The organism is Thermomonospora cellulosilytica, assembly GCF_014138835.1.
GTDB classification, from domain to species: domain Bacteria; phylum Actinomycetota; class Actinomycetes; order Streptosporangiales; family Streptosporangiaceae; genus Thermomonospora; species Thermomonospora amylolytica.
This window is the reverse complement of sequence record NZ_JACJII010000001.1, coordinates 3,949,337-3,972,004: the sequence shown is the minus strand read 5'-3', so window position 1 is coordinate 3,972,004 and position 22,668 is coordinate 3,949,337. Positions and strand designations below refer to the sequence as shown.

The 22,668-nt window shown below is 74.3% G+C and carries 24 protein-coding genes; 9 read left to right on the top strand and 15 right to left on the bottom strand.

Translation table 11 applies throughout. The annotated features are described in order from the left end of the window. The 9 genes from HNR21_RS18650 to HNR21_RS18610 all read right to left on the bottom strand — a co-directional run bounded on the left by HNR21_RS18650 (nt 1) and on the right by HNR21_RS18610 (nt 8,831). On the bottom strand, nt 1-1,257 hold the full coding sequence (locus HNR21_RS18650) for a sensor histidine kinase (protein ID WP_182706195.1): 1,257 nt from the start codon (nt 1,255-1,257) through the stop codon (nt 1-3). Then, the gene (locus HNR21_RS18645) at nt 1,254-1,961 is read right to left on the bottom strand and encodes a response regulator transcription factor (RefSeq protein WP_182706194.1); all 708 of its coding nucleotides are present in this window, start codon (nt 1,959-1,961) and stop codon (nt 1,254-1,256) included. Before HNR21_RS18645 ends, HNR21_RS18650 begins: the two co-directional genes overlap by 4 nt. A 136-nt stretch (nt 1,962-2,097) precedes the next feature. Continuing rightward, nucleotides 2,098-2,952: a S1C family serine protease gene (locus HNR21_RS18640; protein WP_182706193.1), complete on the bottom strand. Its 855-nt coding sequence runs from the start codon at nt 2,950-2,952 to the stop codon at nt 2,098-2,100. A gap of 10 nt (nt 2,953-2,962) precedes the next feature. Beyond that, nucleotides 2,963-3,910, bottom strand: coding sequence for a VWA domain-containing protein (locus HNR21_RS18635; protein WP_182706192.1), 948 nt, complete (start codon nt 3,908-3,910; stop codon nt 2,963-2,965). Then, the gene (locus HNR21_RS18630) at nt 3,907-4,839 is read right to left on the bottom strand and encodes a DUF58 domain-containing protein (RefSeq protein WP_182706191.1); all 933 of its coding nucleotides are present in this window, start codon (nt 4,837-4,839) and stop codon (nt 3,907-3,909) included. The genes HNR21_RS18635 and HNR21_RS18630 overlap by 4 nt, the downstream gene beginning before the upstream one ends. A gap of 80 nt (nt 4,840-4,919) precedes the next feature. After that, nucleotides 4,920-5,936 (bottom strand): AAA family ATPase, encoded by a 1,017-nt coding sequence (locus HNR21_RS18625; RefSeq protein WP_182706190.1) that lies wholly within the window; start codon nt 5,934-5,936, stop codon nt 4,920-4,922. Beyond that, nucleotides 5,933-6,190 (bottom strand): hypothetical protein, encoded by a 258-nt coding sequence (locus tag HNR21_RS18620; RefSeq protein WP_182706189.1) that lies wholly within the window; start codon nt 6,188-6,190, stop codon nt 5,933-5,935. The genes HNR21_RS18625 and HNR21_RS18620 overlap by 4 nt, the downstream gene beginning before the upstream one ends. Nucleotides 6,191-6,545: 355 nt before the next feature. Beyond that, a complete protein-coding gene (locus HNR21_RS18615) occupies nt 6,546-7,829 on the bottom strand; it encodes a citrate synthase (RefSeq protein ID WP_182706188.1) in 1,284 nt (427 codons plus the stop codon). A 150-nt stretch (nt 7,830-7,979) separates the two neighbouring features. Next, entirely contained in the window at nt 7,980-8,831 is an 852-nt protein-coding gene (locus HNR21_RS18610; protein WP_220500209.1) for an LLM class F420-dependent oxidoreductase, read from the bottom strand. A 140-nt stretch (nt 8,832-8,971) separates the two neighbouring features. Here HNR21_RS18610 and HNR21_RS18605 point away from each other — a divergent pair, with 140 nt between their 5' ends. From HNR21_RS18605 to HNR21_RS18570, 8 genes are all read left to right on the top strand, one after another. Next, entirely contained in the window at nt 8,972-9,778 is an 807-nt protein-coding gene (locus HNR21_RS18605) for an SAM-dependent methyltransferase (RefSeq protein ID WP_182706187.1), read from the top strand. 69 nt (nt 9,779-9,847) lie between these two features. Then, nucleotides 9,848-11,401, top strand: coding sequence for a class I adenylate-forming enzyme family protein (locus HNR21_RS18600; RefSeq protein WP_182706186.1), 1,554 nt, complete (start codon nt 9,848-9,850; stop codon nt 11,399-11,401). A 157-nt stretch (nt 11,402-11,558) separates the two neighbouring features. Then, nucleotides 11,559-12,470, top strand: coding sequence for a Sco1979 family transcriptional regulator (locus HNR21_RS18595; protein WP_182706185.1), 912 nt, complete (start codon nt 11,559-11,561; stop codon nt 12,468-12,470). Nucleotides 12,471-12,576: 106 nt separating this feature from the next. Further along, complete coding sequence (locus HNR21_RS18590; RefSeq protein WP_182706184.1) at nt 12,577-14,034, top strand: benzaldehyde dehydrogenase; 1,458 nt, start codon at nt 12,577-12,579, stop codon at nt 14,032-14,034. Nucleotides 14,035-14,097: 63 nt separating this feature from the next. Further along, nucleotides 14,098-14,991 (top strand): phosphorothioated DNA-binding restriction endonuclease, encoded by an 894-nt coding sequence (locus HNR21_RS18585; RefSeq protein ID WP_182706183.1) that lies wholly within the window; start codon nt 14,098-14,100, stop codon nt 14,989-14,991. Between the two features lie 89 nt (nt 14,992-15,080). Next, nucleotides 15,081-15,506 (top strand): OsmC family protein, encoded by a 426-nt coding sequence (locus HNR21_RS18580; RefSeq protein WP_182706182.1) that lies wholly within the window; start codon nt 15,081-15,083, stop codon nt 15,504-15,506. Between the two features lie 196 nt (nt 15,507-15,702). Beyond that, nucleotides 15,703-16,461 carry a bestrophin-like domain gene (locus HNR21_RS18575; protein WP_182706181.1) on the top strand — a complete coding sequence of 253 codons (759 nt, stop codon included), beginning with the start codon at nt 15,703-15,705 and terminating at the stop codon, nt 16,459-16,461. 1 nt (nt 16,462) lies between these two features. Further along, nucleotides 16,463-16,996 carry a hypothetical protein gene (locus tag HNR21_RS18570; protein ID WP_182706180.1) on the top strand — a complete coding sequence of 178 codons (534 nt, stop codon included), beginning with the start codon at nt 16,463-16,465 and terminating at the stop codon, nt 16,994-16,996. Between the two features lie 235 nt (nt 16,997-17,231). Here HNR21_RS18570 and HNR21_RS18565 read toward each other — a convergent pair whose 3' ends face one another. The 5 genes from HNR21_RS18565 to HNR21_RS18545 form a co-directional block, all read right to left on the bottom strand. Beyond that, entirely contained in the window at nt 17,232-18,044 is an 813-nt protein-coding gene (locus HNR21_RS18565) for a ferredoxin reductase domain-containing protein (RefSeq protein ID WP_182706179.1), read from the bottom strand. 323 nt (nt 18,045-18,367) lie between these two features. After that, nucleotides 18,368-18,787, bottom strand: coding sequence for a YccF domain-containing protein (locus HNR21_RS18560; protein ID WP_182706178.1), 420 nt, complete (start codon nt 18,785-18,787; stop codon nt 18,368-18,370). A 40-nt stretch (nt 18,788-18,827) separates the two neighbouring features. Next, nucleotides 18,828-19,460, bottom strand: a complete 633-nt coding sequence (locus HNR21_RS18555; protein WP_182706177.1) for a hypothetical protein — start codon at nt 19,458-19,460, stop codon at nt 18,828-18,830. Then, nucleotides 19,460-20,212: a MerR family transcriptional regulator gene (locus HNR21_RS18550; RefSeq protein WP_119730994.1), complete on the bottom strand. Its 753-nt coding sequence runs from the start codon at nt 20,210-20,212 to the stop codon at nt 19,460-19,462. The genes HNR21_RS18555 and HNR21_RS18550 overlap by 1 nt, the downstream gene beginning before the upstream one ends. Nucleotides 20,213-20,326: 114 nt before the next feature. Continuing rightward, nucleotides 20,327-20,536, bottom strand: coding sequence for a hypothetical protein (locus HNR21_RS18545; RefSeq protein WP_220500208.1), 210 nt, complete (start codon nt 20,534-20,536; stop codon nt 20,327-20,329). A 486-nt stretch (nt 20,537-21,022) separates the two neighbouring features. Here HNR21_RS18545 and HNR21_RS18540 point away from each other — a divergent pair, with 486 nt between their 5' ends. After that, nucleotides 21,023-21,970 carry a ribonuclease HI gene (locus HNR21_RS18540; protein WP_182706175.1) on the top strand — a complete coding sequence of 316 codons (948 nt, stop codon included), beginning with the start codon at nt 21,023-21,025 and terminating at the stop codon, nt 21,968-21,970. On the opposite strand, the gene HNR21_RS18535 is transcribed toward HNR21_RS18540, so the two are convergent. Beyond that, nucleotides 21,949-22,521, bottom strand: a complete 573-nt coding sequence (locus tag HNR21_RS18535) for an SUKH-4 family immunity protein (RefSeq protein ID WP_182706174.1) — start codon at nt 22,519-22,521, stop codon at nt 21,949-21,951. The two genes, HNR21_RS18540 and HNR21_RS18535, sit on opposite strands and share 22 nt — an antisense overlap. Nucleotides 22,522-22,668 lie beyond the last annotated feature (147 nt).

Here is a 22,668-nt window from a genome sequence, read left to right as displayed (position 1 = left end):
TTACGCCTCCCCCAACATCACCGGGGCTTCCAGTGGGTCGCCGTCCGGCGGGGTCGCACCGGCGCCGCCCGTCGGGCCGTCGGGCAGCCACAGCACGAACGTGCTGCCGACGTGCTCGGCGGAGATCAGCCGGACCTGCCCGCCGTGCGACTCGGTGATGTGCCGGACGATCGCCAGGCCCAGCCCGGTGCGGCGCTCCCTGGAGCGGTGCCGGTCGGTGCCGCGCCAGAACCGGTCGAAGACCCGTTCCTGGTCGTCGGGGCGGATGCCGGGACCGGCGTCCTTGACCGCCAGCCACAGCCATCCGCCGCGCCGTCCCGCCCCCACGGTGATCCGGGAGCCCTCCGGGGCCAGCCGCACCGCGTTGGACAGCAGGTTGCCCACGGCGCGGCGCAGCGCGTCGTGGTCGCCGATCATCCGCAGCCCGGTGCCGAGCCGCCGTTCGACGGTCAGGTCCCGGGCCGCCGCCAGCGAGTCGAACTCCTCGGCCGCCTCCCGCGCCACCGCCGCCAGGTCCACGTCGGCGTCGTCCAGCGCCGGCGCCGACCGGCGGGCGGTGGCCAGCAGGTCCTCCACCAGCCGGGTCATCCGGGTGGTGGCGCGGTCGATGATCTGGGCGGCCCGCTCGCGCTCGGCGGGGGTGGCGTCCGGGGAGGCCAGCACGGTGTCCAGGTTGGCCCGGATGATCGCCAGCGGGCTGCGCAGCTCGTGCGAGGCGTCGTCGATGAGCTGCCGCTGCGCGTCGAACGCGCCCTCCAGCCGGTCCAGCATCGAGTCGATGGTGTCGGCCAGCGACCGCAGCTCGTCCGGCGGCCCGGCCAGCCGGATCCGCCGGGACAGGTCGGTGGCCTGGATCTCGGCGGCGGTCCGGGTGATCGCGCTGACCGGCCGCAGCGCCCGCCCCGACAGCACCCAGCCGATGCCCAGGCTGGCCACGAACAGCCCGCCCAGCATCGCCAGCGAGTAGTGCTTCATCGTCTGCTGGGTCTCGTAGTTGACCGCGTCGGCGACCTGCTGGGCCTTGACGACCTCCAGCTCGCTGCCCAGCGGCTGCTGGGTGCCGTCGGGCAGCTCGACGTACTTCTGCGCCCGGAACGTCTTCTCGATCGGCCGGGCGTCGGTGGTGTAGGCGACCGCCGCGTACACGCCGCCCAGCACCACCGCGGTCAGCAGGAACAGCAGCGTGGAGTACATCACCGTCAGGCGGAACCGGACGGTGTGGGCGAACGCCGGCAGCCGCACGGCCGGGCGCCTCATCGCACGCCCTCGGGCAGCGCCTCGCGCAGCCGGTAGCCGCGCCGCACCAGCGTCTCGATCAGCTGCTCCTCGCCGTCCTCGGACAGCTTGCGGCGCAGCGTGCCGATGGTGACCCGGACGGTGTTGGTGAACGGGTCGGCGTTCTCGTCCCACACGTGCTCCAGCAGGTCCTCGCTGGAGACCACCTCGCCGGGCCGCGACATCAGGTACCGCAGCACCGCGAACTCCTTGGGGGTGAGCTGGAGCCGCCGCGAGCCGCGGAACGCCTCGTGCCGGGAGGTGTCCAGCCGCAGCTCGCCCACCGTCCACACCGCCGAGCCGCCCCCGCTGTCGCGGCGCAGCAGCGCCCGCACCCGGGCCAGCAGCTCGGCGAACGCGAACGGCTTGACCAGGTAGTCGTCGGCGCCCTCGTCGAGCCCGCGGACCCGGTCGGCCAGCCGGTCCCGCGCGGTCAGCATCAGGATCCGCAGGTCCGCCCCGGTCTGCCCGGCCAGCTCCCCGTCGCGGATGGCCCGGCAGAACTCCATCCCGTCCCCGTCGGGCAGGTTGAGGTCGAGCACCATCAGGTCGTAGCCGGTCGCGTACAGCTTGTCGGTCGCCTGCGCGATGTCGTACGCCACGTCCACCGCGTAGTCGGCCCGCACCAGCCCGAACCGCAACGCCTCGACCAGGTCCTCCTCGTCCTCGACGACCAGCACCCGCATCCGAGCCACCTCTCCCCTGGTCCTTCTCGGTCAGAGCCGCGCCGCGGTCGTCCGACCTGCCTCTTCTGGGGGCCGACCCCCAGACCCCCGAGAACGGGCCGGACGATCCTCGCTTCGCCGCGGTCGTCCGACCCGTTCAGCGTATGAGCCGGCGCGCCACCTCGACCGCCCGATCGGCCGGGATCGCGAACCCGATCCCGATCGACCCCGATCCGCCGCGGCTGAGCATGGCGGTGTTGACCCCGATCACCTCGCCGCGGGCGTTCACCAGCGGGCCGCCGGAGTTGCCGGGGTTGATCGAGGCGTCGGTCTGCAGCACCAGGGCGGTGGCGGAGCCCAGCCGCACCTGCCGGTCCAGGGCGCTGACGATGCCGCCGGTGACGGTGCCGGCCAGGCCCAGCGGAGAGCCGACCGCCAGCACCGGGTCGCCGACCCGCACGTCGGCGGACCGGCCGAGGGTGAGCGGCGGCGGGCTGTCGGCCGGCGGGACCGCCAGCACCGCGATGTCGGCGGCGGGATCGGTGCCCACCACCCGGGCCGCCAGCCGCCGCCGGTCGGCGAGCACCACGGCGACCTCGCCGCCGCCGTCCACCACGTGCGCGTTGGTCAGCACGTGACCGGCGCGGTCCAGCACGAACCCGGACCCGGACGCGCCGCCCGCCTCCACGGACACCACGCTGATCTGGATGCGCGCGGCCATGTCGCTGAGGTCTCCGGCGCCGTTCACCGGCCCGGCGTCGGACTGGCGCAGCACCGAGGCCGGCGCGCCGCCGCCCGCCGCATACCCTCCGGCCGCGCCCGCCACCGCCCCGGCGACCAGCGCGGCGGCGATGGTGACCGCCAGGGAGCGCGCGGGCCGGGACGACGGGGGCGGCGCGGAGGGCGCGGGCGGGTCCGGCGGCGGCACGGGCGGGATCTCGTGCGGGGGCGGGGCGACGAAGTCGGGGCCGCGGGGCGGGTCGCCGAGCCCCAGGTGCAGGTCGTGGGTCATGTCGGCTCCTTCACGGCAGGCGGGAGAACCACAGCAGCGATCCTGCGGCCGCGGCGCATCCGGCCAGCAGCGCCGCGCCGACGAACCACGCCCAGATCTCGCGTTGTTCGGTGCGGTGGCCGATGCTGCTGCCGATGTCGGCGTAGACCTGCCGCAGTTCCTCTCCGGTGGCGGCCTCGTAGAAGTGGCCGCCGGTGGTGCGGGCCAGGCGTTCCAGCGCGGGGCCGTCGACCGGGACGGGCACGCGGGCGCCCTCGCTCTCGATGAAGCCGTCCGGGGTGCCGTAGGCGATGGTGGACACCGGCACCCGCGCCTGGACGGCCTGCTGGGCGGCCTGCTCGGGGCTGCGGCCGGTGGTGTTGCTGCCGTCCGACAGCAGCACGATCCGGGCGGGCGGCGCGGACCGCCCCCACTGGGCGCCGAAGCCCGCGATGGCCTGCAGCGACGTGTGCACGGCCTCGCCGATGGCGGTGCGCGGCGCGAGGGCGAGCCCGTCCACCCCGGCCTGCACGGCCCGCCGGTCGGTGGTCGGCGGGACCACGACCTGGGCGCTGCCGGCGAACGACACCAGCCCGACGTTGAACCGTGCGGGCAGTGCGGCCAGGAACGAGCGGGCGGCGCGCTTGGCGGCGGTGAGCCGGTCCGGGGCGACGTCGACGGCCTGCATCGAGGAGGACACGTCCACCGCGATGACGATGGTGGCCTGCTCGCGCGGCACCCGCACGTCGGCGGCCGGCCGGGCGAACGCGGTCGTCAGCAGCCCCAGCATCAGCACGAACAGCGCCGCCGGGACGTGCCGCCGCCAGCCGGGCCGCACCGGCGCGACCTTCTCCAGCAGTTCCAGGTTGGTGAACCGCACCGCGTACCGGCCGCGCCGGCGCTGCATCACCACGTACACCACGACCAGCGCCGCCACCGCCGTCAGCAGCAGCAGTCTCGTCGGCGACAGGAACGTCATGCCGGCGCACCTCCCGGCGGCGGGGCGGCGGCCAGGCGGCGCTGCAGGTGGGCGTGGCGGGCGATGTCGCGCACCCAGTCGCCGTCGGTGCGCAGCCGCAGGTGGGCCGCGCCCGCGCGCACCACGGCGCGGGCGATGGCGGCGCGCTGGGCGGCGGCGGCCAGGGCGTAGCGTTCGCGGACGCGGGCGGAGGCGGTGGGGATCTCGCGGCGGCGGCCGGTCTCGGGGTCGACGACGGCGAGCACGCCCACGTCGGGAAGGGTCAGCTCGCGCGGGTCCAGCACCTCGACGGCCAGGACCTGGTGGCGGCGGGCCAGCAGCCGCAGCGGGCGTTCCCAGGTCCCGGGGGGTTCGAGGAAGTCGGACACGACGGCGACCAGGCCGCGGCGCAGGGTGGTGCGCCGCACCAGATCGATCCCCGCGCCGAGCCGGGCCGCGTCCCCGGCGGGGGCGCGGCCGGCCGCCAGCAGCGTCCGCAGCAGGGCCAGCAGGTGGGAACGGCCGGTGCGGGCGGGCACCCGGCGGGCCCCGTCGCCGCGCAGGACGTGCGCGCCGATCCGGTTGCCGGACCGTTCGGTGAGGAACCCGAGGGCGGCGACGGCGGCCACCGCCAGGTCGCGTTTCTCCACCCGGCCGGTGCCGAAGTCCATGCTGGCGGTGGCGTCCACCAGCGCCCAGGTCTCCAGCTCGCGGTCGGCGATCCGGTCGCGGACGTGGGGTTCGGCGGCGCGGGCGGTGAGGTTCCAGTCCATCGCCCGCACGTCGTCGCCGGGCGCGTACGGGCGGCCCTCGGCGGCCTCGGTGCCGGGACCGGGCACCAGCCCCAGGTGGTCGCCCTGCAGCAGCCCGTCCAGCCGCCGCAGCACGGTCAGCTCCAGCCGCCGCAACGCCTCCTCGGGCGCCAGCTCCCGGAGCGCGGGCGCCGTCATGCGCGCTCCCCGCCCACCTGTGGCGCGCCCGGAGGCACCGGCTCTCCTCGTCGCTCCGGCGCCGCGCGCCTCCGGCCCGCTCACGCGGCCTCCCGGCCGTCGTCGCGGGGCGCCACCCGCGGCGTCGGAACGGCCGCCAGCACCCGGTCGACCAGGGCGGACGGCTGAACGCCGTCGGCCAGCGCGTCGAACGACGGGACCAGCCGGTGGGCGATGACGTCGTGCGCCAGGTCACGGACGTCGGCCGGCAGCACGTAGTCGCGGCCCCGCAGCATCGCCAGCGCCCGTGCCGCCGCGACCAGCCCCAGTGTGGCGCGGGGGCCGGCCCCGTAGGCGATGTGACCGGCGATGTCGGGCAGCCCGTACGCCTGCGGGTCACGGGTGACGGCGACCAGCCGGACCGCGTAGCGGGCCACCGCGTCATGCACGAACACCTGCTGGGCGGCGCGCCGCAGCGCGGCCAGCCCTTCGGTGTCCAGCACCCGCTTCGGGCGCGGCGGGTCCACGCTCATCCGGTAGAGGATCGCCAGTTCCTCCGGCTCGTCCGGGTAACCGACGTCGATCTTGAGCAGGAACCGGTCGCGCTGGGCCTCGGGCAGCCGGTAGACGCCCTCGGACTCGATCGGGTTCTGGGTGGCCAGCACCAGGAACGGCCGCGGCACGGGAAAGGTCCGGCCCCCGATGCTGACCTTGCCCTCCGCCATCACCTCCAGCAGCGCCGACTGGACCTTGGCGGGCGCCCGGTTGATCTCGTCGGCCAGCACCACGTTGGCCATCACCGGGCCCGGCTCGACGTCGAACGCCTCCGCCGAGGGCCGGTAGATCCGGGTGCCGACGATGTCGGCGGGCACCAGGTCGGGGGTGAACTGCAGCCGGGCGAACGTCCCGCCGACCACCGTGGCCAGCGTCTCGGCGGCCAGCGTCTTGGCCACCCCCGGCGCGCCCTCCAGCAGGCAGTGCCCGCCGGCCAGCACCGCGACCAGCATCCGCTCGACCATCCGGTCCTGGCCGACGATGATCCGCTTGACCTCGAACAGCACCCGCTCGGCGGGCCCGCCCGGGCCGATCCCGGCCCGGGCTCCCTCCGGGACGCTCATCGGGTGTCCACCGGGGCGGCCGGGGACGGCGAGGCACCGCCGTCCTTGTCCGGGCAGTCCTCCGGATTCCCGTCCCAGGCCCCGGTGCCGACCGCCGGTCCGACCCGGCCGGGGTCGGCCCGCTCGACGATCCGCAGTTCGGTGCGGCCCGGGTCGCCGTCGGCGGCCAGCGCGGTGCCGGCCGCCGCGAGCACCCCCGCCGCGGCGACCCCGGCGCCGGCCAACGCGATCCTGATCTTTCCGCTGAGAGCCATCGCTGTGCTTCCTCCCGAGTGCGACTACGGGAGAAAGCACAACAAGCCGGGGCGAAAAACTCCTTAAGGACCCTCAGCCCCTCACAATGAGGCCCTCAGCCGGCTGAGCACAGGCCGACCGACGATCCGGCGGGGGTCTGGGGGCGGAGCCCCCAGAACTTCCACAGCAACCTCAGACCACCTGACCCTCAGTCGGCCGGAGCGGAGCCTCCAGGCGGAGCTTCGGACGGCTGAGCGCGGTCCGGGCACCGCAGCCGGCCACGGCGCAGCGAGCCGCCAGGCGAGCGGAGCCGGGGGCGGCGAGGATGCCCGGATCCGCGCGCGGGGGGTGTGGGGGGTCGCCCCCCACAAGTGACTAGCGCTCCTCGATGGGGACGTAGTGGCGCTCGGTGGGGCCGGTGTAGACCTGGCGGGGGCGGCCGATCTTGGTGGTGGGGTCGGACATCATCTCGCGCCACTGGGCGATCCAGCCCGGGAGCCGGCCGAGCGCGAACAGCACGGTGAAGGCGTTGGTCGGGAAGCCGAGGGCCTTGTAGATGACGCCGGTGTAGAAGTCGACGTTCGGGTAGAGCTTGCGCTCGACGAAGTAGTCGTCGGCGAGCGCGACCTCCTCCAGCCGCATCGCGATGTCCAGCAGCGGGTCGGCCTTGCCGAGCCGGTCCAGGACCTTGGTGGTGGCCTTCTTGACCACCGCGGCGCGCGGGTCGTAGTTGCGGTAGACGCGGTGCCCGAAGCCCATGAGCTTCAGCCCCGGCTCCTTGTTCTTGACCCGCTCGACGAACGCGTCCACGTCGCCGCCCTCGGCGTGGATGCGCTCCAGCATCTCCAGCACCGCCTGGTTGGCGCCGCCGTGCAGCGGCCCCCACAGCGCGTTGACGCCGGCGGAGATGGAGGAGAACAGGTTGGCGTGGCTGGAGCCGACCAGCCGGACCGTGGAGGTGGAGCAGTTCTGCTCGTGGTCGGCGTGCAGCACGAACAGCATGTCGAGGACCTTGACGATCTCCGGGTCCACCTCGTACGGGGTGGTCGGCACGCCGAACGACATGCGCAGGAAGTTCTCCACGTACCCCAGCGAGTTGTCCGGGTACAGCAGCGGCTGCCCGATGGAGGTCTTGTAGGCGTAGGCCGCGATGGTGGGCAGCTTGGAGATCAGCCGGATGCTGGAGATGTCGACCTGCTCGGGGTCGAACGGGTCCAGGCTGTCCTGGTAGAAGGTGGACAGCGCGCTCACCGCCGAGGCCAGCACCGCCATCGGGTGCGCGTCGCGGGGGAAGCCCGCGAAGAAGTTCTTGAAGTCCTCGTGCAGCATCGTGTGGTTCTTGATCTTCTCGGTGAAGTCCGCCAGCTGCGCGGCGGTCGGCAGCTCACCGTAGATCAGCAGGTAGGCCACCTCGAGGAAGGACGATTTGTCGGCCAGCTCCTCGATGGGGTAGCCGCGGTAGCGCAGGATCCCGGCGTCCCCGTCGATGTAGGTGATCGCGGAGACGGTGGAGGCGGTGTTGACGAAACCGGGGTCGAGGGTGACGTATCCGGTCTGCTTGAGGAGGTTCCCGACCTGCAGGCCCGCCGGTCCTTCGGACGCGGCGGTCACCTCCAGGGACACCCGCCCGCCGGGGTGGTGGAGTTCGACGTCGGCCATGCGTCCTCCTCGTTCATGCAGTGCGCGCGTTTCACGTTGAGCCGGGGTCGCCGGCGTCTCGGGGATCCGTTCGCCGCATGGTGTGGCGTGCATCCTCCCCATCCCGGACCTTAGCGACACCTGCCCTGCGGCCTGCACGGCGACCCCTGCTCAGACGGGACGCGCGCCGAGCCGGGTCGGGGCGTTGGCCACCACGAACGCCTCCAGCTCCTGCAGGGGCAGCCCGGTCGGCGGGATGGCCACCAGGCGGTGCACGCCCAGCTCGGCGTACGCCTCGACGACCTCGGGGGTCAGGCGGCGGGCGGCGCACACCGAGATCTCCAGCGGCGTCTCGCGCCCGTACTCGTCGGCGACCTCCCGCAGCGCCGCGATCTGCTCGGCGGCGGCCCGCAGCCCCAGCATGAACCCGAACCAGCCGTCGCCGTGCTCGACGGCGCGGCGGTGCGCGGGGGCGCTGTGCCCGCCGACGACCACCGGCAGCCGGCGCTGGACGGGCCGCGGGTGGGCGTCCACCCCGGAGAACGAGACGTACCGGCCGTGGAAGGCGGGCTTGTCGGCGTGCCACATCTGCCGCATCGCCTTCAGGTACTCGGTGGTGCGCGTCCCCCGGTCCTCCATCGGGACGCCCAGCGCCCGCAGTTCCGGCTCCAGGTAGCCGGCGGCGATCCCGGCGATGACCCGCCCCTCGCTCAGCACGTCCAGGCTGGCGAACTGCTTGGCCAGCACCAGCGGGTTGCGCTGCGGCAGCACCACGATCCCGGTCGCCAGCCGGATCCGTTCGGTGTGCGCGGCCAGGAAGCCCAGCGTCACCAGCGGGTCCAGCAGCGGCTCGTCGGGCTCCATCGGGGACGGCTCCACCCGCGGGCTGGGCAGCGCGGGATGGTCGCCGACCCACAGCGAGTCGTAGCCGAGGTCCTCGGCCAGCGCGGCGATCCGCGCGGCGCCGCGGCGGTCCGCGGCGGCGTGCATGTTGGCGGGGAACAAGCCGATCGTCGGTGTCATGACGATCACGCTACGACCGGGCGGGCGGGCCCCACCAACGCCGGTCCCGCATCTCCCGCATGCGCACGCCGCAGGACTCGCCGGGACCTAGGATGATCATCGCGTGGGCGCCTTCGGTCAGCGGCGGACGAGGAGACAGCATGGCGGGCAGCGGCTCCCGGCCGGTCGGGTTCGACCCGACCGTGCCCAACATCGCCCGGATGTACGACTACTACCTGGGCGGCAAGGACAACTACGAGGCCGACCGCAGGCGCGCCCAGGAGGCGATGCGGGCCGACCCGACCCTGCTGACCTGCATCCGGGAGAACCGCGCGTTCCTCGGGCGGGCGGTGCGGTACCTGGCCGGGCAGGGCGTCGACCAGTTCCTGGACATCGGCACCGGGCTGCCCACCCAGCAGAACGTGCACCAGATCGCGCAGTCGGTGAACCCGGGGGCGCGGGTGGTGTACGTGGACTACGACGAGCAGGTGGTCGCGCACGCGCGGGCGCTGCTGGCCGCCGACACCGGGACCACCACGATCGTGCAGGCGGACCTGCGGCGTCCCCGGGACATCCTGGAGCACTCCGAGACCCGGCGGCTGCTGGACTTCGACAGGCCGATCGCGGTGCTGGTGGTGGCGACGCTGCACTTCGTGCCCGACTCCGACGGCCCGGCGCAGATCATGGCGGAGCTGCGGGACGCGCTCGCCCCGGGCAGCCATCTGGCCCTCACGCACGCCTCCGCCGACGGGATGCCGGATCTGGTCGCCAGGGTCGTCGAGGTCTACCGGAAGACCAACGCCCCCGGCACCCCGCGGACCGCCGAGCAGATCACCGCCCTGTTCGGCGACTTCGAGCTGCTGGAGCCGGGGCTGGTGTGGGCGCCGCTGTGGCGGCCGGAACGCCCGGTGGACCCCGCGGAGGCGATCCGCACCTGGTTCTACGCCGGGGTCGCCCGCAAACCCTGAGCCAGGCGTATCGACAACGGCCCCGCTTTCGATGATCTTGGTGAGGGATCGAAGGCGAGGGAGAACGCGATGCGATCGACGACGATCGGGACGGTTCTGGCCGAGGCGGCCCGCGATGACCGGGTGTTCCTGCGCGACGGGGACCGGGAGATCACCTACTCCGGGTTCGACGCGCTGGCCGGGCGGGTGGCCGCCGGGCTGGCCGCGCGGGGGGTGCGCCGCGGCGACCGGATCGGGCTGATGGGCCTGAACACCCCGCAGTGGCTGGCGGCGTTCTTCGGCGCGGCCCGGATCGGCGCGGTGGTCGTCACGCTGAACGTGCGGTACCGCGAGCGGGAGCTGGCGTACATGCTGGGCCAGAGCGGCGCCCGCATGGTGATCGCCGCCGCCGAGGCGGGCGGCTTCGACTTCACCGGGTTCTTCGCCGGCTTCCGCGAGCAGGTGCCCGGCGTCACCGACTACGTGTTCTTCGGCGCGGCGCCGGACTGGGCGGTGTCGTTCGACGAGCTGGCCGCCTCCGACGGGCCGGCGCCGCGGGAGGCGGTGTCCCCGGACGATCCGCTGATGATCCTCTACACCTCCGGCACGACGGGCCGTCCCAAGGGCGCGGTCATCACGCACGGCGGCATCCTGGCCTCGGCGCGGGCGCAGGCCGCGCACTGCGGCATGACCTCCGACGACGTGCTGCTGGGGCATCTGCCGTTCAACCACGTCGGCGGGATCACCTGCACCGTGCTGGCGGCGATGGTGTCGGGCGCGTCGGTGGCGCTGCTGCCGGCGTTCAGCCCGGACGGGGCGCTGCGCGCGATCGAACGGCACCGGGTGACCTGGCTGAACGCGGTGCCGACCATGTACGTGATGATGCTGGGCCACGAGGGGTTCGCCGACCGGGACACCTCGTCGGTGCGGATCTGCACGGCGGGCGGGTCGAACGTGGAGCCGGCGCTGGCCGACGCGATCCGCCGCGGGTTCCCCCAGGCGCGGCTGTTCGGGCTGTACGGCCTGTCGGAGACGTCGGGGGCGTGCGTGCTGTCGCGGCCCGACGACGATCCCGAGACGGTGTCGCGCACGCTGGGCGTGGTGATCGGCGACTTCGAGGCCCGGGTGGTCGGCGCGGACGGCGCGCAACTGCCCGCCGGTCAGACCGGTGAGCTGCAGATCCGCGGCGGCTGCGTGGCGGCCGGCTACTGGGACATGCCCGCCGAGACGGCGGAGACGTTCGGCGCGGACGGCTGGCTGGCCACCGGGGACATGGTCGCGATGGAGCCGGACGGGCACCTGGTGCTGCGCGGCCGCAAGAAGGAGATGTACGTCTCCGGCGGCTTCAACGTCTACCCCGTGGAGATCGAGAACGTGCTGACGGCCCATCCCCGGGTCGCGATGGCGGCCGGGATCGGGGTGCCCGACCCGGTGCACGGCGAGGTGGGCCGGTTCTACGTGGTGCCGCGTCCCGGCGTCGAGCCGCCCACCGAGCGGGAGCTGACCGAGTACTGCCGGGAGCGGCTGGCCGACTACAAGGTGCCGCGCCAGTTCGTGATCACCGAGGAGGTGCCGCTGACCCCGGTCGGCAAGATCCACAAGGCCGCGCTGCGGGAGCGCGACCTGTCCGGCCCGCGGGGGTAGCGTTGCACCGTCCGGCCGCGGCACGGGAAGGTACCGGAGGCGGCCGCGGCGCCATGCGACCTTTGCGGCGATTCATTAGGCTGCTGGAGTGCCCCCGTTCGATCGAACGGGGGCGGACCCCTCGATTGGCTGGTGTCCGTTGCACGAGGAAGCGCTGATGCCCGCGTCCGCCTCCGCGGGTGAGGATCCTGCGATCGCGCAGGTCGTCGCGTACCCGAACCGGGGCGGTCCGACGGTGGTGCGGCTGCTGCTGGGCGGCCACCTGCGCGAGCTGCGGGAGAAGGCGGGCGTCTCGGTGGAGGCCGCCGCCTCGGCCATCCGCGGCTCGCACTCCAAGATCAGCCGGATGGAGAACGGCCGGGTCGGCTTCAAGCAGCGCGACGTGGCCGACCTGCTCACCCTGTACGGGGTGGTGGACGAGGCGCAGCGGGCCTCGGTCCTGGAGATGGCGCAGGCCGCCAACAGCCCCGGCTGGTGGCACCGGTACGGCGACGTGCTGCCGTCGTGGTTCGAGGCCTACCTGGGCCTGGAGGAGGCGGCCTCGCTGATCCGGGTGTACGAGGTGCACTTCGTCCCGGGGCTGCTGCAGACCGAGGACTACGCGCGGGCGGTGGTGCGGCTCGGGCATCCCGAGGCCGACGAGGAGGAGGTCGCGAGCCGGGTCGGGCTGCGGATGACCCGGCAGCGCAAGCTGTACGCCGACAACCCGCCGGTGGTGTGGGCGGTGGTCGACGAGACCGCGCTGCGCCGGGCGGTGGGCGGCCCGGAGGTGATGCGCGCGCAGATCCGGCACCTGATCGAGCTGGCCGCGCTGCCGAACATCACCCTGCAGATCGTGCCGCTGAACGTGGCGGGCAACGCGGCGGCCGGCGGGCCGTTCACGATCCTGCGGTTCGCCGAGCCGGCGCTGTCGGACGTGGTCTACATGGAGCACCTGACCAGCGCGCTGTACCTGGACAAGCCCAGCGACGTGGAGGCGTACCTGCGGGCGATCAACAGCCTGTGCGTCGCGGCGGGCCAGCCGCAGGACAGCGTGCGGCTGCTGGAGGAGATCCTGGCCGGGCTGTGACCGATTCCGCGGGCGGCTTCCGCTGAGCGGAAGGCTCGGGTCCGCGCGGGCGCCCTGAGGGGGCATCATGTGCGAACCCCGTTCTCCCACCCCGAGGAACCAGGCGATGACGCTTCTCGATCCCGCACTGTGGTCCGGCCGCATCTTCACCGGTCGGTGGAGCGCCGGAGCGGCCGGCGCGCTCGAGGTCACCGAGCCCGCCACCGGAGCGGTGCTGGGCTCCGTCGGCGCGGCCGGCGCCGAGGACGTGGCCAAGGCCGCGGCCGTCGCCGCGCAGGCCCAGCGGGACTGGGCGGCGCGCCCGCACGCCGAGCGGGCGGCGGTGCTGCGCCGGGCCGGCGCGCTGTTCGAGGAGCACGCCGAGGAGATCTCCGGCTGGATCGTGCGGGAGGCCGGCTCGATCCCGCCGAAGGCGTCGTTCGAACTGCAGGTGGCCGCCGGGGAGTGCTACGAGGCCGCCGCGCTGCCATCGCTGCCGCACGGGCAGGTGCTGCCGTCCGGCGAGCCGCGGTGGAGCCTGGCGCGCCGCCGTCCCGCCGGGGTGGTCGGGGTGATCTCCCCGTTCAACTTCCCGCTGATCCTGTCGATCCGGTCGGTGGCCCCGGCGCTGGCGCTGGGCAACGCGGTGCTGCTCAAGCCGGACCCGCGCACCGCGGTGTGCGGCGGTGTGGCGCTGGCCCGGATCTTCGAGGAGGCCGGGCTGCCGGAGGGCGTGCTGCACGTGCTGCCGGGCGGGCCGGAGGCCGGGCGGGCCGTGGTGTCCGCGCCGGAGGTGCGGGTGGTCTCGTTCACCGGCTCCACCGCCGCCGGGCGCAGGATCGGCGAGGAGTGCGGCCGGCTGCTCAAGCGCGCCCACCTGGAACTGGGCGGCAACAACGCGCTGATCGTGCTGCCGGGCGCGGACGTGGCCAGGGCCGCCTCGGCGGGGGCGTGGGGCGCGTTCCTGCACCAGGGGCAGATCTGCATGACCTCCGGGCGGCACCTGGTGCACGAGAGCCTGCACGACGAGTACGTGGCGGCGCTGGCCGACAAGGCCGAGCACCTGCCGGTCGGCGACCCGGCCACCGGGCGCGTGGCGCTGGGCCCGATCATCGACGAGCGCCAGCTCTCCCGGGTGCACTCCCTGGTCACCGGCAGCGTCGAGGCGGGCGCGCGGCTGGCCGCGGGCGGCACCTACGAGGGGCTGTTCTACCGTCCGACGGTGCTGGCCGAGGTGACCCCGCAGATGCCCGCGTACGCCGAGGAGGTGTTCGGGCCGGTCGCCCCGGTGGTGCCGTTCGCCACCGTGGAGGAGGCGATCGCGCTGGCCCGCGACACCGAGTACGGCCTGTCGCTGGGCATCCTCGGCGACGTGGGCGCGGCGATGCGGATCGCCGACGCGGTCCCGACCGGGCTGGTGCACATCAACGACCAGACCGTGAACGACGAGCCCAACATCCCGTTCGGCGGCATGGGCGCGTCGGGGACGGGTTCGCGGCTGGGCGGCCCGGAGGCCAACATCGAGGCCTTCACCGAGACCCAGTGGGTCACCGTCCGCCCGGAGATCGCCCCGCACCCGTTCTAGCCCCTCCCCGGAGACGCCCGGAAAGGACCCGTTTCGTCGGCCCACTCTGGCACCCTGTGCACCGTGGACTGGGTGGAACGGGTCCTGTCGATCCGGCAGTGGACGCGGGGCGAGGAGCGCGCCCCGCACAAGCCGCTGCTGCTGCTGTACGCGCTCGGCCGCTACCAGCGGGAGGGCGCCGCGCCCATCCGCTACTCGGCGGCCGAGCGGGAGCTGGAACGGCTGCTGCGCGAGTTCGGCCCGCCGCGCCGGTCCAGCATGGCCTACCCGTTCCACTATCTGACCGGCGACGACCTGCTGTGGCAGGTGGAGACCGACGACGGGCCGGGAAGCCCCGGCGCGAGCGTGGGGCGGCTGCGGTCCTCGGGTGCGCGGGGACGGCTGCATCCGGAGCTGGCGGCGGCGCTGGACGCCGATCCGGGGCTGGTGGGGCGGCTGGCGCGGGCGCTGCTGGTGGCCAACTTCCCGCCGTCGCTGCACGAGGACATCTGCGCCGAGACGGGGCTGGAGCCGGCGGACGCGGAGCTGCCCCCTGAGGTGGTGCGGCGGCTGCCGGCGCGCGATCCGGCGTTCCGGCCGCGGGTGCTGGAGGCGTACGGGTTCCGCTGCGCGTTCTGCGACTACGACGGGCTGCTCAGGGACCTGCCGGTGGGGCTGGACGCGGCGCACGTGCGGTGGCGGGCGTACGAGGGTCCCGACGATCCGGCCAACGGGCTGTCGTTGTGCGCGCTGCACCACCGGCTGTTCGACCGGGGCGTGCTGGGGTTGACCCGGGACCGCACGATCGTGGTGTCCTCGGCGTTCGAGGCCCGTTCCCGGGTGGCGGCGGAGATGGTGTGGGGGCTGGCCGGGCGGCCGGTCCGCCCGCCGGACGACGGCATCGAGTGCGACGCCGCCCACATCGACTGGCACGCCGCCCAGGTCTTCCGCGGACCGGCGGCGACCCGCGCGGCATGATCGCCGCCGGGTCGAACCGGAGATCGGCCACGGTATTGAATGGGACGTGACAGCGACCACGGACATTCTCGGGATCGGAAGGATCTGATATGGCTACGACCCGTACCGCCAACGCGCACTGGGAGGGGCCGCTGATGGGCGGCAAGGGGACGGTGTCCCTGGACTCCTCGGGCGTGGGCTCGTTCGAGGTGAACTGGCCGTCGCGGGCCGAGTCCCCGGAGGGCAAGACCAGCCCCGAGGAGCTGATCGCCGCGGCCCACTCCACCTGCTTCTCGATGGCCCTCTCGCACGCGCTGGCCGGGGCCGGCACCCCGCCGGAGACGGTCGACACCAAGGCCGACGTCACCTTCCAGCCGGGCGAGGGCATCACCGGGATCCACCTGACCGTCCGCGCCAAGGTGCCCGGCCTGTCGGCGGAGGACTTCCAGCAGGCGGCCGAGAAGGCCAAGGCCGGCTGCCCGGTCAGCAAGGCGCTGGCCGGCACCACCATCACCCTCGACGCCGCCCTGGTCTGACGTCCCGAGCCGGGTCCCGTCCCGCGCGGGACGGGACCCGGCTCACGTCCGGGGACAACCCTCCGCAACCCCACGGGCAGGGAACCCTGCCCCGTCCGCCACACATCGGGGCAAAGCCTCATCGGCGACGCATCGCATCACTAAGGTCACATCCCGTAGGCGCTTGATCGAGCTTCGTGATGCGGGGAGTCGGCCGATGCTCTTCTACGTGTTAGCCGCGGTGGCCGCGATCGGGGTGGTGCTCGTCGCCGCCCGGCTGATGCGGGGGACGCCCGATCCGCATCCGGACGGCCCGGCCGCAGGTCATTCCGGGGCGATGCTGGCGGCGCTGTTCCTGCTGGCGTTCGCGATCGCCGTCGTGGTGCCCTGGAGCACGAACGACGCCGCCCGCCAGAACACCCAGGACGAGGGCCGGGCCGTCGCGGAGGCGTACTGGACGGCCGCCCGGCTCCCCTCCCCCGCCCGCGAGCGGGTGCAGGCCGACCTGCGCCGTTACGTGGACCTGGTCCGCGGCGGGGAGTGGCGGCTGATGGCCGAGGGGCGGCTCAGCGCCGAGGGCTGGGCGTACCTGGAGCGGGTGCGGCGGGAGATCGCCGCGGCGCCCGCCGCCGACGACGACGCCCGCGAGGTCCGGTCGGCGGCGCTGGAACGGATCCGGGAGGTCTCGGCCGCCCGCCGCCAGCGGGCCGTGGACGCCGCCACCACCCCGCCTCCGGGACTGCTGGCGATCACGGTGCTGACCGGGCTGGCGGTGGTGTTCTTCCCGTTCCTGGCCGGGGCCCGGCCGCGCGGGGCGGCGCTGGTGCCGCTGGCGACGATGGCCGCGCTGCTGGCGGTGGGGCTGTACCTGGTCTTCGACATCTCCCGGGTCTTCACCGGGGCGCTGGCGGTGGAGCCCGACGCGTTCGACAACGTGGCGGCCGAGTTGCGGCGCGTCCCGGCGGCGGGAGGCTGACGTGCGCGCCCTGCCGCTGGTCGCCGCCGCCCTGCTGGTGTGGCCCCTGGCCTCGCCCGCCCAGGCTGCCGGGACCGTCCCCGCCGGGTCGGCGGCGGGGCCGGGGGTGTGCCTGCGGATCGACCTGATCATCGAGCTCGAGATCGCCCTCGGCGTGCAGCCGTGCCCCCCGCCGGGACCGAAGCCGCCGATACCGCCGAAACCCGAGGAGCCTCCGCCCGAGGAGCCGGAGCCTTCGAAGCCCCCGCCCAGGCCCGACCCGCCAGCGGCACGGCCTCCCACGGTCCGTCCGGAGCCGGTGCGCCCGTCCGCTCCGCGCCCGGCGGCGCGGCCCTCCCGCTCGAGGGCTCCGGCGATCGCGGCGCCGGCGCCCGAGACCCCGCCGAGCCCGTCCGCCCCGCGGACCTCCCGTGCGCCGCTCCGCCTGGAACCGGAGGCGCGGCAACAGCGCTCCGGCCCGCTGGACTCGGTCACGGTGATCGTGGTGCTGGTCGTCGCCGTCGCCTGCGGCACCGTGCTGGTCTTCGCCCGCTGATGAGGCCCCGCGACCCGTCCCGGCGGCCGGGGGACACAGGTCCCTGGTGTCCTCCGGCGCGGTACGGGAAAGTCATGCGCGCGGCCGGGTCGTCCTGCTCTCGGCGGCGCGGAGGGACATTCCCTGCGCGCCGAGGACGACCCGGCCGTGCCTTTGGCGAGCGCCCCCGGTGCCCGGCGCGCACGGCGGTCGCCGCGCCGTTCCGCACGGCGGGACGGGCGGCGTCGGGGAGGGTTCAGTGGCCGAGGCGGGCGAGCTGGTCGTAGCCGAAGACGGGCCCGTTCTTGCAGGCCAGCAGGGCGTGCTCGGTCCGCCGGTCGCCGACGTGGCAGCGGCCGCAGACGGCGTCGGTGCAGCGGATCAGGGAGTGCGCGGCCACCTGGATGCGGTGCGCGGCCACCCCGCGGGCGGCCAGCCGCCGGGCCGCCTCCAGGGTCATCGGCACCGGCCCGGCCAGCAGCGCCACCGTTCCGGGGGGCGGGTCGGGCTGGTCGTCGGCGGCGTCCGCCATGCTCAGGCCGGGTCCGGTGGCGATGGTGACGTCGATGCCGCGGGCCACCCACAGGTCCGCGTCGGAGTGCAGCGGCAGGGCCGAGGGCCGGCTCCCGCCGACCCAGATCCGCACGTCGGCGTACCGGTCGGTGCCCGCCAGCACCTCGTCCAGCACCGGCCGCAGCGTCGCCAGCCCCGCCTCCCAGGCGGCCAGCAGCAGGGGGCTCCCGGCGGCGGCGCGCAGTTCCCAGCCGGTGCCGAACGGGCCGCGCACGCCCAGGACCGTTCCAGGGTCGCCGAACGACTCGCCGCACGGCACCCGCAGCGTGGTCACCTCCAGTTCGGCGGAGGCGCCCCCGGTGACGGCGGCGACCCGCATGCCGGACTCGGTGTGCAGCACCCAGTACTGTCCAGGCAGCGCGTCGGGCACCGCGACGCCGGCCTCGCACGGGGTGAGAACGAGCGACACCATGCCCGCGGTGTGCGGGTACCGGGCCAGCACCCGGTATCGCCGGGTCCCCGGCGCCCACCCGCGGCCTCGTTCGTCACCCGGCATCTGGCCCTCCCCACGCTGCAGACGATCACATCCGACACCGCCTGCCCTTACCCGCCGCGTCGGCGCGAAATGTCCCCGGTTCGGCCGATGTCGCGGTCACGTCATGCCACGGTTCTGCCGGATGCCTGTTCAGGCAAGGGGCGACCCGCCGAATGTGACCCGTATCACGCCGGTGCGGCCCGGGCGCGGGCACGGTATCCGCCCAGGTGCTCGTCCGGCTCCCCGGCCACCGCCGCCGGCTCGCGGGCGAGCAGCACGGCGTCCGCCTCCGGGAGCCGCGGCGATGGCGTCCCGGTTCCCCGGGATCAACGGGTACGTCTCACTCACGCGAGCCCACCGGGGCCGGACGCCGATCGCCCCGCCGGCCGGTCGCCGGAGGGGACGATCTCGTGGCCGAGCGGGGTCAGGGAGACGGGGATCATCTTGATGTTGGCGACGCCGAACGGGATGCCGATGATCGTCAGGCACAGCAGCGCGCCGGTGACCAGATGGCCCAGCGCCAGCCACCAGCCGACGGCGACGATCCAGATGATGTTGCCGATGAGCGACAGCGCCCCGGCGGCGGGTTTGCGCACGATGCTGCGGCCGAACGGCCACAGCGCGTACGCCGCGATCCGGAACGAGGCGATGCCGAACGGGATCGTGATGATCAGGATGCAGCAGACCACCCCCGCCACGACGTATCCGACCGCCAGCCAGAAGCCCGCCAGCACCAGCCACAGCACGTTCAGGACCGTCCTCATACCGACAGTCTAGGAACGGCCCTTCCGGGGGCGGCGCCGATCAGGCGGCGGTGCCCTCCAGGCCCGGTTCCGGGGCGGGGCGCAGGGCGGCGAGGACGGCGCCGGGGTCGTCGGCGTAGAACCGGACGGTGCGGACCCGGACGCGGGCGCCCAACGGCCGGACGGCGGTGATCGGCTCGGCCAGTTCGACCACCACGGTCGTCTGCGAGGCGACCGCGAGGGCGAGCACGTCGCCGTCCACCGTGATCAGGCCGTTCTCGTCGAAGTTGCGGACGCGCCGTACGCCGGTGATCAGCGCACGCGGAATCCGCAGGTCGAAGAACGCGCCGTAACGGAGCCGCAGCTCGTCGGGCGAGACGACGTGCGGGCGGGTGATGCAGGCGGCGATGACGGCCAGCACGACCAGCACCGAGTAGGCGTCGATCACCAGGATCGCGGTGCGCAGGGCCACCGGGGCGTCCAGCGCCCGCAGCACGATCTCCAGGCCGACCAGCTCCACGACCATCGCGAACAGCCACATCGCCATGATGGCGGTCTGCGCTCCCGAGTAGGGCACCGCGGTCGCGCCGGGCGGCACCCCGTCGCGGCGCCGCAGCACCCACAGCGCGAGGCTCGCCATCCCCTTGGCGTCGAACTCCATGAGCCGCCGGGCCGTGTCCGTGAGCCGCGCCATCACATCCGCTCCTTGAGCATCGTCACCAGCAGCCGGAACACCTCGGCCTGCGCGGCCGACAGCTCGACCGACATCTCCCGCAGCCAGTCCCCCGTCTGCCGGTCGTCCAGGGTGGAGACCATCACCGCGACCATCTCCTCGGGCAGGTAGTCGGCCATGTCCCGGGCGACCTCGGCGACGCGGGGATCACGGGGATCGGCGTCGGCCAGCTCGTCCAGCCGGGCGTACAGCCGCTGCGCCTCGGCCAGCGCCGCCGGCTCGGCCAGCGGCCGGAACAGCTCCGCGACCTGCGCCCGGGTGGCGGGGTCGGCGCCGGTGTCCAGCAGCGTCAGCATCTCCCGGTCGAACCGGGCGAACGCCGACTCCGGGGCGGGCAGCCCGCGCAGCACCGCCGCCATGTCGGGCGAGATCGTGGAGTCCGGGTGCAGGTCCGCCTCGGCCAGCAGCGCCGCCAGCCGTTCCCGCCGCGCGGCGATCGCCTGCTGCTGCCGGGCCAGGTCGGCGTCGAGTTCCTCGAGGACCTCCCGCAGCTCGCGTCCCTGGTCGTCGGCCAGCACGTCGCGGATCTCGTCCAGCGACAGTCCCAGTTCCGCCAGCCGCCGCACCCGTGCCAGTGCCACCGCGTCCCGCAGCCGGTACTCGCGGTACCCGTTGGCCCGCCGTTCCGGCTCCGGAAGCAGCCCCAGATGGTGGTAGTGGCGCACGGTACGGGTGGACACCCCGACCAGCGCCGCGAGTTCGCCGATCCGCATGCCTCCAGTACAGACGTTGACGCCGCGTCAAGGTCAAGCGGGCGGCCTACCCTTGAGGGGCGCCGGCCCGGGGGAGCCCTCTTCCCCCGGGCCGGCGCGCTTCACCCGACTCGCTCAGGCCGGGGCCAGGCTGAACCGCTGCCGCTCGGGGTCGATCGCGAGGATCCGCACCGAGACGCGGCTGCCGACGGGCCACGACTGCTGGGGCGCGAGACCGACGCAGCCTTCGGACTCGACGAACGAACCGAACGGCGCCTCCTCGGTCACCACGCCCTCGATGACGTCACCGACCTGGTGGCGGGCGAGAAATTCCGGCCAGCTCACTTGCATTCACCTCCTTCCGTCACGAGTGGCTGTGCGCACTTCCCGTGACGGGGGCGGGCCTCGCGCCCGCGCGGCGATCAAGCGGCGGCCGGGTAACCCTTCTGTGCACGGCCCATGGCCGACCCGGCAGTCACGGCACAAAAATAACAAACCCGGCGGGTACCCAGAAAGGGGCCGCCGCATTCCGTATGTTCTTCCAATGGTGAACGCCGTGGTGAAGACCGCCTCGGGCGTGGTCCGCGGGGCCGGCGAAAACGGTGTGGCGTCCTTGCGGGGGATCCCGCCCGTCGCCCTGCAGGGAGAGGGGCGGTTGCGGCCGTCCGTGCCGCCGGAGCCCCGGGCCGGCCCCGCTTCCCCCGGACCCGCGTCCGGTACACCGGCCCGTGACCGGTCCGGTCACCGGCATGTGCGTTCATCGGGCGTTGTCCGGGCGGTTTCACGGCAATATGGTTGCGAAACCGAACGCGCGAACCCCCTGGGGGCTTCATGAGCGACGTCAGGTGGATGTCGGCCGCCGAGTTCGACACGGAGCTGCAGATGCTGGCCGAGCCGCTGCGCGAGCGGGTGCGGGAGCTGCGGCCGTACGTGCAGGGGCGGCGGTTCGACGCGGGCGTCACCGGAACCCTGCGGGATGCGTTCTATGCCGCGTACGCCGGAGACGAGGCCGCCGCCGCGGCGGAGGTGGGCCGCGCCGAGGCGCGGGTCGCGGAGCTGGTGGTGGTGGCGGCGCCGGGGGATGCAAGGCCGTCGTCGGTGAAGGCGCGGACGGTCCTGCGGCGGGGGCTGCGCGGCCGGGTCGCCGGGGGCGACGGCTCCGGGCGGCTGGTGGCGGCCACGGACGCCGCCGCCAAGCGGCGGCGGAGCCGCCGCAAAGGGGACGTCGTGGGCTGGGGGTACATCACCGGGCGCGGCGACTGGGGCTGTGGCGGGACGATCTTCGATGGCGTGCTCAACCCGCACCGGACCGGGCTGGGATCGCTGAGCGGCGAGTTGCGCGCCGTGCACATGCTGCTGGTGGACCTCTCCGCCGCCGGGCCGATGACGGTGCTGGTCGACAGCACGGGCGCGCTCGGCTACCTGCGGCGGTGGCAGGCCGGGGAGACCGGCGTCATGCCCGAGGGGTACAGCACGCGCCGGCGGACCGGCTCCGGCTCCACGAAGCGCAAGCCCACGCTGGTGCGGCTGGCCGAGATGGTCGCCGCCAGCCCCCACCTGCGGTTCGTGCACGTCGCCGGGCACAGCGGGCACCCGCTCAACGAGGCCGCCGACAGCCTGGCCTCGTTCGCGCGCAAATGCCTGGCCGGCGAGCGCAGGGGAGGCCCGGCCGCCTGGGAGGAGCACGCCTCCGACCTGGCCGACGCGTTCCTGCGGTCCTGGCGCGAGCAAGGCGGCCCCATACCCGAACCGAACGGTCACCGCAGCCCGTCGAGGTAGCGGCGGTACTGCTCGATGAGGGCCTCACGCGGCATCGGCGGCCACTGGGTGAGGCGGCCGGTACGGCGGTCGACGACCACGATGGGGCCGTTCAGCCCCGAGGCGGGGGTGAAGGCGCGGGCGGCGTAGCCGTCGCCGATGTCCTCGACGGCGACCAGGGCGGCGGGGCCGCCTCGCGCGTTGAAGTAGGCGTCGGCGCGGCGCCACGCCTCGGCCCGGTCGATCTCGGTGGAACGGGCGGCGTAGGCGTTCAGGACGTGCAGGATGCCGTTCACGGTGCGGCACTCGTGGCCGCCGCACTCGCGGCACACGCGCGGCGCGTCGGGCTCGGCGACCGGCTGGTGGACGTCCAGGACGGTCGACAGGGCGGCGGCGCAGGCCAGCACGAGGCGGCGGGCGTGGCGCAGGAAGTCGGCGGTGTGCGCGTCGAGCCCATCGGCGGACTCGACCAGGGTGTCGATCGCCGTGTTGTCGGCGCGCATCGCGGCGGTCAGCACGGAGCACACCCGGGCGCGCAACTCGGGGTGGCGGAAGCCGATCGACCCGGTCATGCCGCCCGCCTCACCGGGGCCGTGCCGGACCTGCGCCGTACCACCGAACGCACGGCACGACGGAGATCCCGGCCAGGCCGATCGCCGGGCGGAGAGGGGTGCTCGGGGCGGTCGTCGTGTCGGCCGGGCGTTCCGGCCCGGGGCTCC